The following is a 13,414-nucleotide window of genomic DNA, read 5'->3' as shown; positions in this document are numbered from 1 at the left end:
TTCGAATTAGGGTACTGTACGGGATTAAACTATAGAACCTGTCATTCTAAAAGAATCCTGGTAGAAAGGAGCTTAAGCTTATACTGTGTGCTAACAAGATCCTTTCAGGATGACAAAATAAAAGTATAAAACCGCCTCGTCTTTATAATGGCTTCTATACTTTATACTCAGTTTATATTTTAGAGCGGCAGTTTCACGTCCTGCATCAGGCGGCCTACGGGGTATAGCTGGTGGGTATACTCGTAGTGCGGCGTGTTTTTGTACACAAAATCCAGCTGAGCACGGGCGCTTTTGGCAAACTCGGGGTCCTGCTTTTTGCGCGCCTCCAGTTGCTTGCGCAGCTCGGGGTTCTGCTTCAGGTACTGGGCAGCCAGGTCCTCAAACACGTAGCTCGAGAAATACTCCTTCTGCATCAGAATGGAGTCGAAGAAATTCCAGTTGAAGTAGGAATCCACGGCCTGCGGCTCCAGCACCTCCACCAGAAAGCGGTTGGCCTCCTGGTTGAGGTATACCACGTAATCGCCTTTAAAGAACTGGCGCGGCATGCGCTTAGTCTCCACCTGCACATCGTAGTGCAGGTAGTGGCCTTCGTAAGGGCGCTGGCTGGTTTTGTAATCGCTGATGTAGTAGGAGTCCAGCGTCAGGGTGGTGTCGCGCTGTAGCTGCTGCATTTGCACTTTGTTCAGTTTCAGGCGCTCAATCACTTCGTGCCAGGCCTGCGGGATAATGTAGGCAACCGGCTTCTCCACCGTCACGGTCGGCACAAACTCATCATAGTAATTTATCTTCCTGCTGTAAGGCGACTTGCGATCGTAGTAGAGGCGATCGTGGCCGCTCACTTCGCTGGGTTTATACTTTGCCTCGTAGCCCAGGAAAGGAATCTGCGTTACTTTGGTGGTGTCGAGCTGCCAGTTAAGCGCAAACTGCTTTTGAGTGAGGGTCTGCTGCTTGGCCTGCTGGCGCAGTTTGCCGATCTCGTCGGCGTCGCGGTGGATGGTCTCAATCATGTTCTCCATCAGTTTGTAGGTAGCCTTCACGCGCTGGTCGAAGGGCTTGAGCATGTGCGTCTCGGGCACAAAGCCAATCGTGTTGTAGAGCGTAGTATAGCCCGTGGCATAGCGCGGCGACTCCATGAAGCCGATAATGCCCTGGTCCGGTGTCTCGCCGGCGTGGTTCATGTATGGCACCATCGGGAACTTGTCCTGCTTCATGCCTTCGTACAGCGTGGGCACCATTTTACCGCTCAGGTACTTGGCCAGCGTGGGGTTCAGTTTGTTGTGCTGTGTGGCGATGAGCGTCATCACGTGCTGGTAATCGGCCCCGTTGGAAGTATGGTTGTCCATGAACACATCCGGATCCCATTCGCGGAAGATCTGGTGGAAAGTCTGGGCGTTACGCGAGTCGGTTTTGATATAGTCGCGGTTCAGGTCCAGGTTGCGGGCGTTGCCCCGGAAGCCATACTCCTCCGGTCCGTTTTGGTTGGTGCGGGTATGGCTGTTGCGGTTCAGGGCGCCGCCGATGTTGTATACCGGGATGATGGCCAGCACCACGTTATCGAGTTGTTTGCGCAGCTTCTTGTTCTGCAGGTAATCGCGGGCCAAAAGCATGGTAGCATCAATACCCTCCGGCTCGCCCGGGTGGATGCCATTCTGTATCAGTAGGATGCACTTGTTCTTCTGGCGGATGGAAGCGGGGTCAAAGTCCTTGTCCGTGGATACGATGACCAGGTGCAGCGGGCGCCCCGCGTCGGTCATTCCGTAAGGGACCATCTTCACCTCGTCATAGGCCTGGTCGAGTTTCTGGTACCATTCGATAGCCTCCTCGTAGGTGGCAGTCTGGTTACCGTTGCCTTGCTCGTAGGGCGTTTTCAGGTCGGGTTTGCCTTGTGCGGGCGTGCCCGTGCTGAGTAGGGTGGCAAGTAGTAAAGTGGTGAGCATAGTATGGTTTAGCAGTTTTAATCAAGGAGCAATGATAAGAAAAGTTGGGGAGTTAGAAGGTTAAAAAGTTAGAAAGTTGGAAGAGTTGGGGAGTTAGAGAGTGGGAGAGTTAGAAGGCTAGGGGGAGGGTTGTAGAGACGCTATGCATTTCAGCTTTCCTTGCAATAGACTACACGACGCCTTATATACTAGAGAGATCCTGCTATACTGCAAAACAAAAAAGACGCATGGTGTTGCGTCTTTGTAGGGTATAGGTGTGCTTTCTTTTAAGTTGCTAGGCGTAGTACTTACGGCTGCGCTTCTTTTCGTTCTGGAAAAGGTGGTGGTCTAGGCTATACTTGCCCGGGCCGATGAGCAGGAGCGCAAAAAACAGTATGGCCGCTTCCAGGGAGTGGGAGTAGCCGCCAAATCCGTCGCCGGCAGCTACGTGGCGCAGGGTGGCTACCACCATGGTAAAAAACAATAGTGCTGTCGCAGGCCTGAACAGAAAACCCAGTATCAACAGGCCTCCTCCAAATACCTCTGCAACGGCCGCCATAAAACCCCAGAACACAGGCATAAAATCAATCCCCAGTAGCCCCATGTTCTGCCCAATTACCTCCCAACGAGCCATGCCGCCCGCCAATTTAGGCCAGCCATGAAGTATAAACATCACCCCGATGCCCACCCGGAGCAACAGCAATCCGAAATTCTTTGTTTTGTAGCCCGCGCGAAGTATAGCCATAGGGGCAAGTATAGGAATTTACCTCGAATATAGCAACAGCTTAATATACTAAGATTCGCTCAATTGGGAGATTTTTTGGCGCAGTGGCCGCGTTAAGCCGGGAAAGTTCCTCAGCCGGCAGGCTGCTGTGGTCTAGCATAAAACTCATACCTGCGTCCGGAGCCTGTGCTACTACGTTGCCTTCCTCAAACGTGACAGCACGTATTTTGTACACCTGTTGCAGCTCACCATAGGTGGTACCTACGCGTATGTCTTTAGCTGTTTTATACTTCGGACTGAGCACGCTGATGCGCCATACTTTACATTCGCCGTCGCAGGACTGCTCTATCAGCAGGCCTTTTGCCTCTTTCTCAGGGCGCAGCACATAGGCGGTGCTTGGTGCGCCCTCCAAGTTCAGGGTGGTGTCGGTGAGGCGGAGCCCGCCGCTTACCTGTTGCCGCATCCGAGCTATGGGCATGCCGATGCGGGTGTTGCCCACGCGCTGCTCGGCTACCAGAAAAAGGGTAGAATCGGAAAGGGCAGTGGCGTCTTCGGTGGTCTCCGGAAGTATAAATTCTTCGGGTTCGCCGGCTGTTTCATCGTCCGGGTTGTCCTGTTGCGAGAGGCAAGCTGCCATGCCAACTCCCAGCAAGACCGCATATAAAATATTCTTTAACATGGTAGTTCGGCCTCTGTGTATTTAATTGTATAAACCTTGATGTGCAGCTACGGGTTGTAGTATATTAGCAACTAGTACAAGTTCGTTTTTATTATCATACATCAACATAGAAAAGTTAAAATGGCTAAACCATTAATCTTAGTTTCCAACGACGACGGCATTACGGCCCCGGGCATCCGAACACTGGTGCGGGTGGCCATGAAAGTAGGGGAGGTAGTTGTAGTGGCTCCAGATTCGCCTCAATCGGGCATGGGGCACGCCATCACGATTGGAAATACGCTTCGCTTAGATAAATCCATCGCTTTAGAGGATCTCGGCGTGGAGGCGTATGAGTGCTCCGGCACCCCGGCCGACTGCGTGAAGTTGGCCAAGTTCCACGTGCTAAAGGACCGCCAGCCCGACCTGGTAGTAAGCGGCATCAATCACGGCTCCAACTCCAGCATCAGCGTTTTGTACTCCGGCACGATGTCGGCGGCCATTGAGGCAGCTATCGAGGGGCTGCCTGCCATTGGCTTCTCGCTCTGCGACTACGGCCACGGCGCTGACTTCAGCCATACCGAGGAGTTTGTAGAGAAGATCATCCGCGAGGCGATAGAGCACGGCATTCCGGAGAACACGGCCCTGAACGTGAACTTCCCAAAAAAGAGCGAAGAGCCGATAAAAGGGATTAAAGTATGCCGCCAGGCCCGCGCCAAGTGGCAGGAGGAGTTCGACGAGCGCCTGGACCCGCACAACCGCAAGTACTACTGGATGACGGGCAGTTTCGTGAACCACGACAAAGGAGAGGATACCGACGAATGGGCGCTGGTGAACAATTATGTCTCCATCGTACCCTGCCAGTTCGACATGACGGCCCACCACGCGATGGCCATCATTAACGAGGACTGGAATTTTTAATTTTATACTTCCTCATTAAAGCCGCCGCCCCTGCTGACTTCGTTCGGCAGGGGCGGCGGCTTTATGGTATAAGTTTACTACTTCTTCTTTTTGGTGAGGGCAGGCGCAATGTCGACGGGAATGGTAAAGCGCACCGGCACCAGTTTGTTGTTCTCCTTAACTGAAAAAATCAAACCGGTGGCTTTGCAATGGTTATTTTACCTTTAGCTCAAACTTTCGGGCTTCTTCCGATCTGTTTATTACTACAATTTCATACTTCCCTTTCGGCAGCGCAAGTATAGGCAAACTGGTTTTGTCCGATACCTCTAGTATGTCCACGGGAACAGCTTCATCTATTTTCTCTCCTTTTTTAAAGGCCATAACTAAAACAGGAAAGGTAATCCCCACCTTATTTAAGTTAATGTTTACGGATTTATTCTCATTCTCAAAAAGCCAGCTGGGTCGCTCATGGGTGTAGGAGGTGAACGGGTGAAGCACGGCTATGTCAGCCCAGGTTTTGCCACGCTCGAAACGGAAAGGGCGGCTCTCCTGATCAAGCAGAACAGAGGGTTGAGTGATGTTAAAAGCTCGAAGTAGAGGATGGCTCCATTCCGGTTGGCTCTTTTCACTATAAGGCACCTGATTTATTGTTAGCGGATCAATACCCGTGAACTCCGCCAGCCTGCCGGCCATGGCTTTCTCCCACGTGTCATGTTCTCCTTCTTCCACATGTCCAAACCCACAATGAATCAGAAACTTTTCGTTAGGGCGCCTCTCCATTACCTCCTGAATGTTTCTTGCCTGATCTATTTCCCGGGGTTTGCCGTTGCTGCGCTCGGTCGTTTCATACGGAAAGACATTGTACCCGATTTCCAGCGCCGTCCTGATGAAGTTTCCGAACTGCGGGTCCTTGGTGTAGTGACCCGTGTCCATAATTGGGTACTTTCTGCTCTGTAGAAGACTGTCTTTTAACTTACCATTGGTTAAGGCTTCTAGGCCAAGATTTCTATATCCGTTGTCGTAGAGCTGCTGGAGAAGCGATTTGGTAAATACCCGATGTAGAGGACTATGGTGGGCCTCATTTATAATGATAACCCGGTTTGATTTTGCCTGTTCCACAATGTAAGCAGCGGCCGGAACTACCTTATATTGTAAGCGAATAGAATCTATCTCTTGCTCGGTGTAGGGCTTAAACTTTTGGGGGATGGCAATATCCCATTGTTCCAGTGCTTTCCTGTAGTCGCCTTTCGTGGCAAAATCTGCTGCTGCTAATTGATACTTCCAGGGAATGGTATCTTTCTCCGTTCTTTCTGTTATGTCAGCGCTGAATTTGTAGTTATTCTTAAAACTGATGGCTTCTAAAGGTGTTGCACTTTTACATCCTGCTAAAAGGAGTAGCGAGGAAAATATAAAATAAAATACCCTACCAAGCATCTTCTGATATTTAGCGTACATCATCATGTTTTGTAAAGGAGTTTGTAGCGAGTGTAGAACCTATCATGCTTTAGTTTTTTATCACAATCACAACTGCATGGGTTTGCGGCTATTTATACTTTGTCACCACTACATCCGGCTTTTCGTTACCCTCCACAGTTTGTTTAGTACTGCCATCATCAATTACATATTGTACAGTGATGTTTTTTGTGACAGCTACTGGTTGTCCATCTACTTTGCCCGGAATCCATTTGTTCTCCATCAAACCAGCAACGCGTTTAATCTCCTCTAAAAAGAACGCTCCTTCTTCTTTGGGCATGTCGGGTCCTGTGTAGTACCAGCCGCCCACAGATTTGCCATTCTTATAGATGGTGATACTGAATTTAACGGTCCCTTGATAGTCAAAGCCGGCAGGGTAGCGCAGGTTCTTGGCCAGAAACTTGTTAAAGTCACCCTCCTTAAATTGCGGCTTCACCTCAACGTCTTCCCAGCTATAGAAGTTCTGGGTATACTTTGTCATAACAGGGGTATGGTTTGCTGCTGCTTGTTGCATGGCTTTTTCACCTAAGAACTGTACAGGCAGCACTAATTCGGATGAGGCAGGCTGCCCATCTTTCAGGGCTGGCTGCCAGTTGCCGGAGGTGGCTTTTACTGCCTCAACAGCCGCCTCTGTTAGCTTAGCAAGTACTGCTTTGTTCTGGATATTAAAGGTAGAGGCATCCATGTAGTCAAGCTCTGAGCCAGGACCAATTGTTTTCTTGAACTTAGTATCCTCCACCCTAATATTAGACACCTTACCGGACGCATCTACATAAAATCTCACTGTTACTCGTGCGTTTAGGTTTTCCTGGTTGGCTTCGGCAGGCAGTTGTAAGTATGGCTTCATAGTGTTCAGCATCGCCTCCTGGCCGCCCTTGTAGGTAGGTGTTTGGTTCGCAATGTGTGCTGTGGAGGCCCTATCTTCTTCAGTTAGAGCAAAGCGCACAGGCAGCGTATACCTTACCCGAACCGGTTCGCCATTCTGAGTACCAGCTTTCCATTTACCACTTGTGAGTTTTAGTACTCTGGCCGCCTCTTCGTCGGTACCGTTACCCAATTTTTTTACAATTGTAACATTGCTTATACTTCCATCTGTTTCTACAATAAACTGCAGCACAACCAAACCTTCTACCCCCCTGGCTTTGGCCTCGGCAGGATACTGGATGTTGCTGCCCAGGAACTTCATCATTTCTGCGTCACCGCCTTTAAATACAGGCATCTGTTCCACATAGGTATAAGGTTTGTCTGCTGTTTGGGCAAAAGCAGCAGGGGCAGCGGCCAGCATGGCCATACTGAACAGCGCCGTCGCGGCCAGGTTAGAGAGGGTACGTTTCTTTTTCATGGTTAGAGGGGTTTGTTTTTATACTTGGAAAAGGCAATAGCTATCCTGTGTCAGCCCGTAAGGAACTGAAAATATAATTTCAAAAAGGGTAATTTATACTTTATTTGATGGCGAAGCGTACTGGCAAAGTATAGCGCACGGGTACAGGTACGCCGTTTTGCCTACCGGGCTGCCAACTGCCGTTCATACTTTCCACCACACGCAGGGCCTCCTCATCTGTACCCTGGCCCAGGGATTTTACTACCTGGAAATTGGATAAGGAGCCATCCCGGTCAACAACAAAACTTAAAACTACCAAGCCTTCCACGCCGGCCTCCTGTGCTGCCTCCGGATAGCGGATATTTTTGCCCAGGAACTTCATCATCTCCACGTCTCCGCCTTTAAAAGTGGGCATCTGCTCCACGTAAGTATAAGGCCGTTCTCCGGATGGTGTAGTTGCTTCAAAATCTGAAATAGACACAGCCGGAAGCGCGTCAATACTGGTGCCTGAATCTGCGGTTATACTTTGGTTTTCGGCGGTGGCTTGCTGGCGTGCGAGTAGAAAGGCTAAAGCCAATAGGAGCGGGGCGGCGAGCAGCGGACGCACCCAGCCTGGTTTGTGACCCTGTAGTTGCAGCATCTGCAGCCGCTTAAGCACCTGTGGTTTGGTGAAGTAACTGCCCACCGGCAAACCCATACTTAGCAATGCTTCTCTGGATAGGAGCGAAGTATACTTTTGCGTTTGGTGCCTGGTCACCACGGCGGCGTCGGCCTGGTATTCGTGCACATCGCGCAGCTCCTGCTTTAAGAGCCACACGGCAGGGTGGAACCAAAGGATGGCTGAGAGCAGCTCGTACAGGATCACGTCCCAGGTATGGCCATACTTTACGTGGGCCAGTTCATGGGCCAGCACCTGCTCCCGTTCCTGCGGGTGTAGCTGCTCCTGCTGCTGGCTCAGAAAAATACTTTTCCCAAAAGCGAAGGCCGGATAGGGGCTGTTCAGGTGGTATACTTTTATCCCCTCGGCCTGCCTGGCAAGTATAGCCTGTGCCTTCAGTTGCCGGATTTGCCACAGTTGTCGCACCAGCTTAAAAAGCACAAAGGCCACGCCCAGCAAGTAGAAAGCCGTCAGCAGCGAAAGCCAGGTAGCTGTTGCTGCTGTTGCCGCGGCAGCTTCGGGCTGGTAAGCGGTTACCACCACCTCGCCGAGCTGCACTGCCTGCAGCATTTCAGAGACGGCGGCATCCGGGGAAAGTATGGCAGGCCATTGGATGAAGGGGAGTCGCAGCGCGATGATGGGGGCCAGCAGCAGGTAAGCCCGGTTAAAGCGAAAGCTGTTCTGCCCCCGCAGTATTAGGAAGTAAAACAGGTGCAGTGCCAGCAGGGCGATGCTTACCTTCAGCGTATAATTAAGTAGTGCTTCCATCGCTGTCTTCGTTATCGTTTAGGTCTTGCTTTACGTGTTTTAGCAGCTGGTCCAGTTCCTGCACGTCCAGGTTGTTGTCCTTGGCAAAGAAGGAAACCAGTTTCTCAAAAGAGCCGCCGAAGTAGCCGCTCATGAAGTTTTTCAGGAAGAAGCTTTTATACTTGTCCTGCTCCACCAGCGGGAAGTACTGGTGCGATTTTCCGAAGGCCTCGTGCCCCACAAAGCCCTTTGTCTCGAGTATACGCACGATGGTGGACACGGTATTGTAGGCAGGTTTCGGCTCGGGCAGTTCCTCCAGAATGTCGCGCACAAAGGCACGCTCCAGCTTCCAGAGTACCTGCATAATCTCTTCCTCGGCCTTGGTCAGTTCTTTCATGGAAGTATAAAGTATGGGTGCTGAGGTAAATATATAACTATATACTTAGTTTCAAAACTAAAAGTTTAGTTGATATAAAGAAAAATAAAAAAAGCGGCTCTGAAAAGTATAAGAGCCGCTTTTATTTGAAATATTTTATCCGGAGTAACCAGGGTTCTGCGTCAGCTCGCCCTGGCTGGCATCAATTTCCCTTCTCGGGATAGGCATTACCAGATCTGGTGAATCCCAAGGGATGGTGTAGTTGCCACCGTCCAGGGTTTCTTCGTTACGTTTCACATCGTGTATCCTGAAACCCTCGAAAGCCAGCTCCAGGCGCCGCTCCAGCAGCACATCCTCCAAGGTAACGCTACTCAGCGGCGTAGCGCCCGCCCTTGCCCGGATGAGGTTCACGTCCTCCAGCGGGGTGGCGCCCACTGCCGAGCCAAGCCTTAAATTAGCCTCTGCCCGGATCAGGTACATCTCGGCGAGCCGCACCACGGGTATGTTCTGCCCAAAGTTTGTCCACTTACCGGACTGAATGTCGCCGTACAGGAAGCCTTCATAAATAAGCTCAGTAAGGCGCGTGTCCTGTTCTTCGTAGAGGTCATAGGAAAGCACGGCAATGTCCCCGCGGCCTATACCTTCCAGGTCGGCATAAAAAGTGGTGAGGCCGTCGTTGGCGGTACCGGCGTTGTTCTGGTCGTTCTGCTGTATCTCCCAGATAGACTCGGCCGTGTTATCGTTGCGGAAGATGGCAGTCACGCTCGGGTTCAAATTAAACGGCCCCTCCTCAATCACGCGGTTGGCTTCCTGCAGGGCGGCCGCATAATCCTGGCGCTGCAGGTGCATACGGGCCAGAAAGGCGCTGGCAGCGTAGGTATTGGCACGCTCCTCGTTCAGCTCGGGCAGTAGTTCCCTGGCGCGCTCCAAATCCTGCTGGGCCTGGGCGTATACTTCGGCCACGGTGTTGCGGCGGGCAAAGGTCCTGGCCTGCTCCTCGGTGGTAACGGCGGTGGTGCGGATCGGCACGCCCAGGTTGGTGTTCGGGTCGCCATCGTTCCAGGCTTTGCCATACAACCGTACCAGCTCAAAGTGCATGATACCACGCACAAAAAGCGCTTCTCCCTCTATCCTGTCGCGGGTAGCGGGGTCGCTCACCACATCAAGCTTGTCCAGAATGATGTTTGCCTGATTGATAGCCGCATAGCCAGCCACCCAGGTGCGCTGCACGTCGGCATTGTCGGAGGTCATGGTTTTGTTGGCCACCTGGCGGTAGCTCACGAAAGTACCATACCAGGCTATGTTCTCCTCCGCGCCGAGCAGTTCGGGCAATAGCAGGAGGTTGGTGCCATAGAGTGCACCCCCTCCGAGTATGGCGTACATCCCGATTACGGCTCCCTGCAAATCATCGGCTGTAGTGATGGCATCCCTGGCGTCAATTGACTGTTTGGGGTCTATGTCCAATGACTCTTCGCAGGCAGTGGAGCCGAGGCAAAGTATGGCTAGTAGGGCAAATATTTTATGTCTCAGTTTCATGTCTTCTCAGGTTTAGGGTTACAGACCAATGCTCACACCAAAGGTAATTGTCTTGGCAAGCGGCGGGGTGTAGAAGTCGTGGCCAAGGTTCACGTTGCTGCGCCCGAAGTAGGTGGTGTTTACCTCAGGGTCATAGCCGTCGTAGTCTGTAAAGGTGGCCAGGTTGGTTGCCTGCACATAGATTCTGGCCGACTCAAGCCCGATCCTTTCAGTGAAGGTGGCCGGCAGCCGGTAACCCAGGTTCACGTTGTTTATCCTTAGGAAGGAGCCATCCTGCATCCAGCGCGACGACCTGCCGCCGCCGTTGCTGGCTAGGTAGCGGGCCTGCGGCACATCGGTGATATCGCCAGGCTGCTGCCACCGGTTAAGCTGGTCTTTTGTCTGGTTATCGAAATAGTCGCCGTTTACCGACTGGAAGAAGCCTGCCATGTTGAAGATATCATTTCCGGAAACGAACTGCATCAGCACGTTCAGGTCGAAGCCCTTGAAGGAGAAGTTGTTGGTGAAGCCACCGGTAAATTTAGGGTTCGGATTGCCCAACCGCTGGTCCTGCGCCAGGCTGTAGTTGCTGGTCGTCTCATCGCTGCCGGCCTCAATGTAGTACAGCGCATCACCACTCTGCGGATCCACACCGGCATACTTTGGTCCCCAGAACACGCCCATCGGCTCTCCCTCGCGTATCTGGCCCAAGCCCCTGGAGTTGCCGAAAATCGTATTGCCGCCCAGGTCGGTTACCTTGTTGCGGTTAAAGGCAATGTTAAAGTTGGTGTTCCACGTAAAGGCGCCCACCAGGTTCTGCGTGTTCAGCACAAACTCAAAGCCCTTGTTTTCCAGCTTACCGATGTTCTTGGTGATAACAGTATAACCGTTGTAGCCCGGGATGGGCAGGTTCAGCAGGAGGTCCTCGGTATCCTTAATGTAGTAATCCACCTCACCCGTGATCCTGTCGTTGAACAAGCCGAAGTCGATGCCCACATCCAACTGCTTGGTCTTCTCCCAACGCAGGTCGTCGCTCGGAAGGCTGGTAGGCACCAGGCCGGCCAATTCCTCATAGGCAGCGGCACTATAGAGTGCCAGCGGGGCAAAGTTGCTGATTTCAGCGTTACCTGTCAGGCCATAGCTGGCCCTCAGCTTCAGGAAGCTAAACAGGTTCGACCCATCCAGAAAAGGCTCCTGGGTCAGGATCCAACCGGCAGAAGCCGCCGGGAAAGCACCAAAGCGGTTGCCAGACCCGAACCTGGAAGACCCATCCACACGCACGCTGCCGCTGAACAGGTACCTGTCGCGGAACACGTAGTTGGCGCGGGCATAATAAGAGGCAAACACATAGCCCGTTTCAGAGGAGGAGCCACTGGTGATACGGGCAGCGCTGGCAATCTTCTGGAATCTGTCGCTCGGGAAGCCGCGCCCCTCCACGGAGGCAGAACTGGTGTTGGCGCGCTGGTAGCTGATACCTAAAAGGCCCTCCAGTTTGTGCGCATCGGCGAAGGTGCTGTTATAGGTCAGCGTGTTGTTAGTGTTATAGTTGGAGGATGTCAGCTGCGAGTTGTAGCCATAGCCGGAAGGGCCGCCATCCTGTGTTTGCCTGCCCAGGTACAACTCCTCCTGCAGGTTCAGGAAATCGATGCCATGCTCGGTTCTGAAGCGCAGGTTCCGCAGCACATCCACCTCCAGGAAGGCCGTGCTGATGGTGCGGTAGGTCAGGGCATCGTTAAAGCCGTCACGCTGGTCTATCAGGTTGTTATAGTATAAGGTCCTGCGGTTGAGCTCCCCGGTCTCCGGATCAATCTTGGGCTGGATAGGGGGGAGCGCGTTGAGCTGAATAACGTTAGAAAAGGCGTTGTCGTCAGACACACGCTGGTTTAGCGTGCGGATAAGCGAGACGTTGGTGCCGATCCGTACCCGGTCGTTAATGCTGTGGTCGATGTTGAAGCGGCCTGAAGCTCTGTCAAACTCGTTTCCTAACAGGATGCCGTCGGTGGTGTTGAAGTTGCCGTTGATGTAGAAGCGCGTTTTCTCGTTGCCGCCGCTCAGCGCAATCTCATACTGCGACACGCTGCCGGTTCTGAATGGCTCCTCGCCCCAGTTCTGGTCGTAGGGGGAGTTGATGTCCAGCCCGTTCCTGGCAAACACGGTGGCAGGATCGCCGCCCACGTTCTCAATGGCCTCCGAGAAAAGCTCAATATACTCCTCGGCGTTCAGGAACTCCCTTATCTTGGTGGGGCGGCTGAAACCGGTGTAGTAGTTGAAGGTGATGTTGGTCTTGCCGGCCTTGCCCCGCTTGGTGGTGATGATCACCACACCATTGGAAGCCCTGGAACCGTAAATGGCTGCAGCCGAGGCGTCTTTCAGGATCTCTATGGAGGCGATATCATTGGGGTTAATGTCGGCAATGGGGTTCAGGGGTTCTAAGTTGGAGGTACCCAGGTCGGCAGAGGTGACGGGTATGCCATCCACCACATAGAGCGGCTGGTTGCTGGCCGAAACGGAGGCGGCACCACGGATACGGATATTGATGCCCTGGCCCAATTTGCCGCTGCCCTGGTTAATGTACACGCCGGCTGCCCGGCCCTGCAACGCCGACTCCAGCGAGGGCGTGGGAATGTTGGCGATCTCCTCACCGGATACCTGTGCGATGTTGCCGGTCAGCTCTTGCTTTAGCTGGGTACCGTAGCCAACCACCACCACCTCGCCCAGCTGCTGCTGGTCAGAGCCGAGGGCTACGTTTATTGTCGTCCTTCCCTCCACGGCAATCTCCTGCGTGGCCATGCCGATAAACCTGAAAACGAGGGTGGCATTTGGCTGCACCGTTAGTGTATACTCGCCGTTGGCGCCGGTTGTAACGCCGTTTGAGGTGCCCCGCTCAAGCACGGTAACACCGGGCAGGGCAGCGCCGTCGGTAGCAGAGGTTACCCTGCCGGATACCGTCTGCGTCTGTGCCCAGGCAAGTGGCAGCACCAGCAGGAGCAGCAGGAATTGGAGCAGTACATGTTTCTTCATAGGATTTGGGTTAAAATGAGAAGTATAATACGAGGCCTCTCCCGTTATCAGAGAAAGCAAAGCCACTTGCTCTGCCAAGGCCTGGTTCAAGTTGATGGTGTAGCGGTT

At 52.7% G+C, this 13,414-nt stretch carries 10 protein-coding genes; 1 reads left to right on the top strand and 9 read right to left on the bottom strand.

The genetic code is table 11. The features are described 5' to 3' along the window. Nucleotides 1–179: 179 nt before the first annotated feature. The 3 genes from BM040_RS05985 to BM040_RS05975 form a co-directional block, all read right to left on the bottom strand. The gene (locus BM040_RS05985) at nucleotides 180–1,937 is read right to left on the bottom strand and encodes a M14 family zinc carboxypeptidase (RefSeq protein WP_092099607.1); all 1,758 of its coding nucleotides are present in this window, start codon (nucleotides 1,935–1,937) and stop codon (nucleotides 180–182) included. Between the two features lie 274 nt (nucleotides 1,938–2,211). Continuing rightward, a complete protein-coding gene (locus BM040_RS05980) occupies nucleotides 2,212–2,661 on the bottom strand; it encodes a DoxX family protein (protein ID WP_092099606.1) in 450 nt (149 codons plus the stop codon). A 40-nt stretch (nucleotides 2,662–2,701) separates the two neighbouring features. Next, complete coding sequence (locus BM040_RS05975; protein ID WP_092099605.1) at nucleotides 2,702–3,319, bottom strand: hypothetical protein; 618 nt, start codon at nucleotides 3,317–3,319, stop codon at nucleotides 2,702–2,704. Nucleotides 3,320–3,439: 120 nt separating this feature from the next. Between BM040_RS05975 and surE the strand changes: the two genes are divergently transcribed. Then, entirely contained in the window at nucleotides 3,440–4,216 is a 777-nt protein-coding gene (gene surE, locus BM040_RS05970) for a 5'/3'-nucleotidase SurE (protein WP_092099604.1), read from the top strand. Between the two features lie 192 nt (nucleotides 4,217–4,408). Here surE and BM040_RS05965 read toward each other — a convergent pair whose 3' ends face one another. The 6 genes from BM040_RS05965 to BM040_RS05940 all read right to left on the bottom strand — a co-directional run bounded on the left by BM040_RS05965 (nucleotide 4,409) and on the right by BM040_RS05940 (nucleotide 13,306). Then, nucleotides 4,409–5,656: a hypothetical protein gene (locus BM040_RS05965; RefSeq protein WP_092099603.1), complete on the bottom strand. Its 1,248-nt coding sequence runs from the start codon at nucleotides 5,654–5,656 to the stop codon at nucleotides 4,409–4,411. Between the two features lie 82 nt (nucleotides 5,657–5,738). Then, a complete protein-coding gene (locus BM040_RS05960; protein ID WP_092099602.1) occupies nucleotides 5,739–7,010 on the bottom strand; it encodes a TonB family protein in 1,272 nt (423 codons plus the stop codon). A gap of 100 nt (nucleotides 7,011–7,110) precedes the next feature. Next, nucleotides 7,111–8,415 (bottom strand): M56 family metallopeptidase, encoded by a 1,305-nt coding sequence (locus BM040_RS05955; protein WP_092099601.1) that lies wholly within the window; start codon nucleotides 8,413–8,415, stop codon nucleotides 7,111–7,113. Then, nucleotides 8,399–8,791 (bottom strand): BlaI/MecI/CopY family transcriptional regulator, encoded by a 393-nt coding sequence (locus tag BM040_RS05950; RefSeq protein WP_092099600.1) that lies wholly within the window; start codon nucleotides 8,789–8,791, stop codon nucleotides 8,399–8,401. Before BM040_RS05950 ends, BM040_RS05955 begins: the two co-directional genes overlap by 17 nt. Before the next feature lie 135 nt (nucleotides 8,792–8,926). Next, nucleotides 8,927–10,306, bottom strand: coding sequence for a RagB/SusD family nutrient uptake outer membrane protein (locus BM040_RS05945; RefSeq protein WP_092099599.1), 1,380 nt, complete (start codon nucleotides 10,304–10,306; stop codon nucleotides 8,927–8,929). 18 nt (nucleotides 10,307–10,324) lie between these two features. Then, entirely contained in the window at nucleotides 10,325–13,306 is a 2,982-nt protein-coding gene (locus BM040_RS05940) for a SusC/RagA family TonB-linked outer membrane protein (RefSeq protein WP_092099598.1), read from the bottom strand. Nucleotides 13,307–13,414: the final 108 nt, after the last annotated feature.

The sequence above is a fragment of the Pontibacter chinhatensis genome (genome assembly GCF_900113285.1).
GTDB classification, from domain to species: domain Bacteria; phylum Bacteroidota; class Bacteroidia; order Cytophagales; family Hymenobacteraceae; genus Pontibacter; species Pontibacter chinhatensis.
The sequence above is the reverse complement of the archived record's forward strand: the minus strand, read 5'-3'. Positions and strand labels throughout refer to the sequence as shown.

Coding starts and splice junctions, on each gene's coding strand:
- BM040_RS05985 (WP_092099607.1), bottom strand. CDS start 1,937: ATGCTCACCACTTTACTACTTGCCACCCTACTCAGCACGGGCACGCCC.
- BM040_RS05980 (WP_092099606.1), bottom strand. CDS start 2,661: ATGGCTATACTTCGCGCGGGCTACAAAACAAAGAATTTCGGATTGCTG.
- BM040_RS05975 (WP_092099605.1), bottom strand. CDS start 3,319: ATGTTAAAGAATATTTTATATGCGGTCTTGCTGGGAGTTGGCATGGCA.
- surE (WP_092099604.1), top strand. CDS start 3,440: ATGGCTAAACCATTAATCTTAGTTTCCAACGACGACGGCATTACGGCC.
- BM040_RS05965 (WP_092099603.1), bottom strand. CDS start 5,656: ATGATGATGTACGCTAAATATCAGAAGATGCTTGGTAGGGTATTTTAT.
- BM040_RS05960 (WP_092099602.1), bottom strand. CDS start 7,010: ATGAAAAAGAAACGTACCCTCTCTAACCTGGCCGCGACGGCGCTGTTC.
- BM040_RS05955 (WP_092099601.1), bottom strand. CDS start 8,415: ATGGAAGCACTACTTAATTATACGCTGAAGGTAAGCATCGCCCTGCTG.
- BM040_RS05950 (WP_092099600.1), bottom strand. CDS start 8,791: ATGAAAGAACTGACCAAGGCCGAGGAAGAGATTATGCAGGTACTCTGG.
- BM040_RS05945 (WP_092099599.1), bottom strand. CDS start 10,306: ATGAAACTGAGACATAAAATATTTGCCCTACTAGCCATACTTTGCCTC.
- BM040_RS05940 (WP_092099598.1), bottom strand. CDS start 13,306: ATGAAGAAACATGTACTGCTCCAATTCCTGCTGCTCCTGCTGGTGCTG.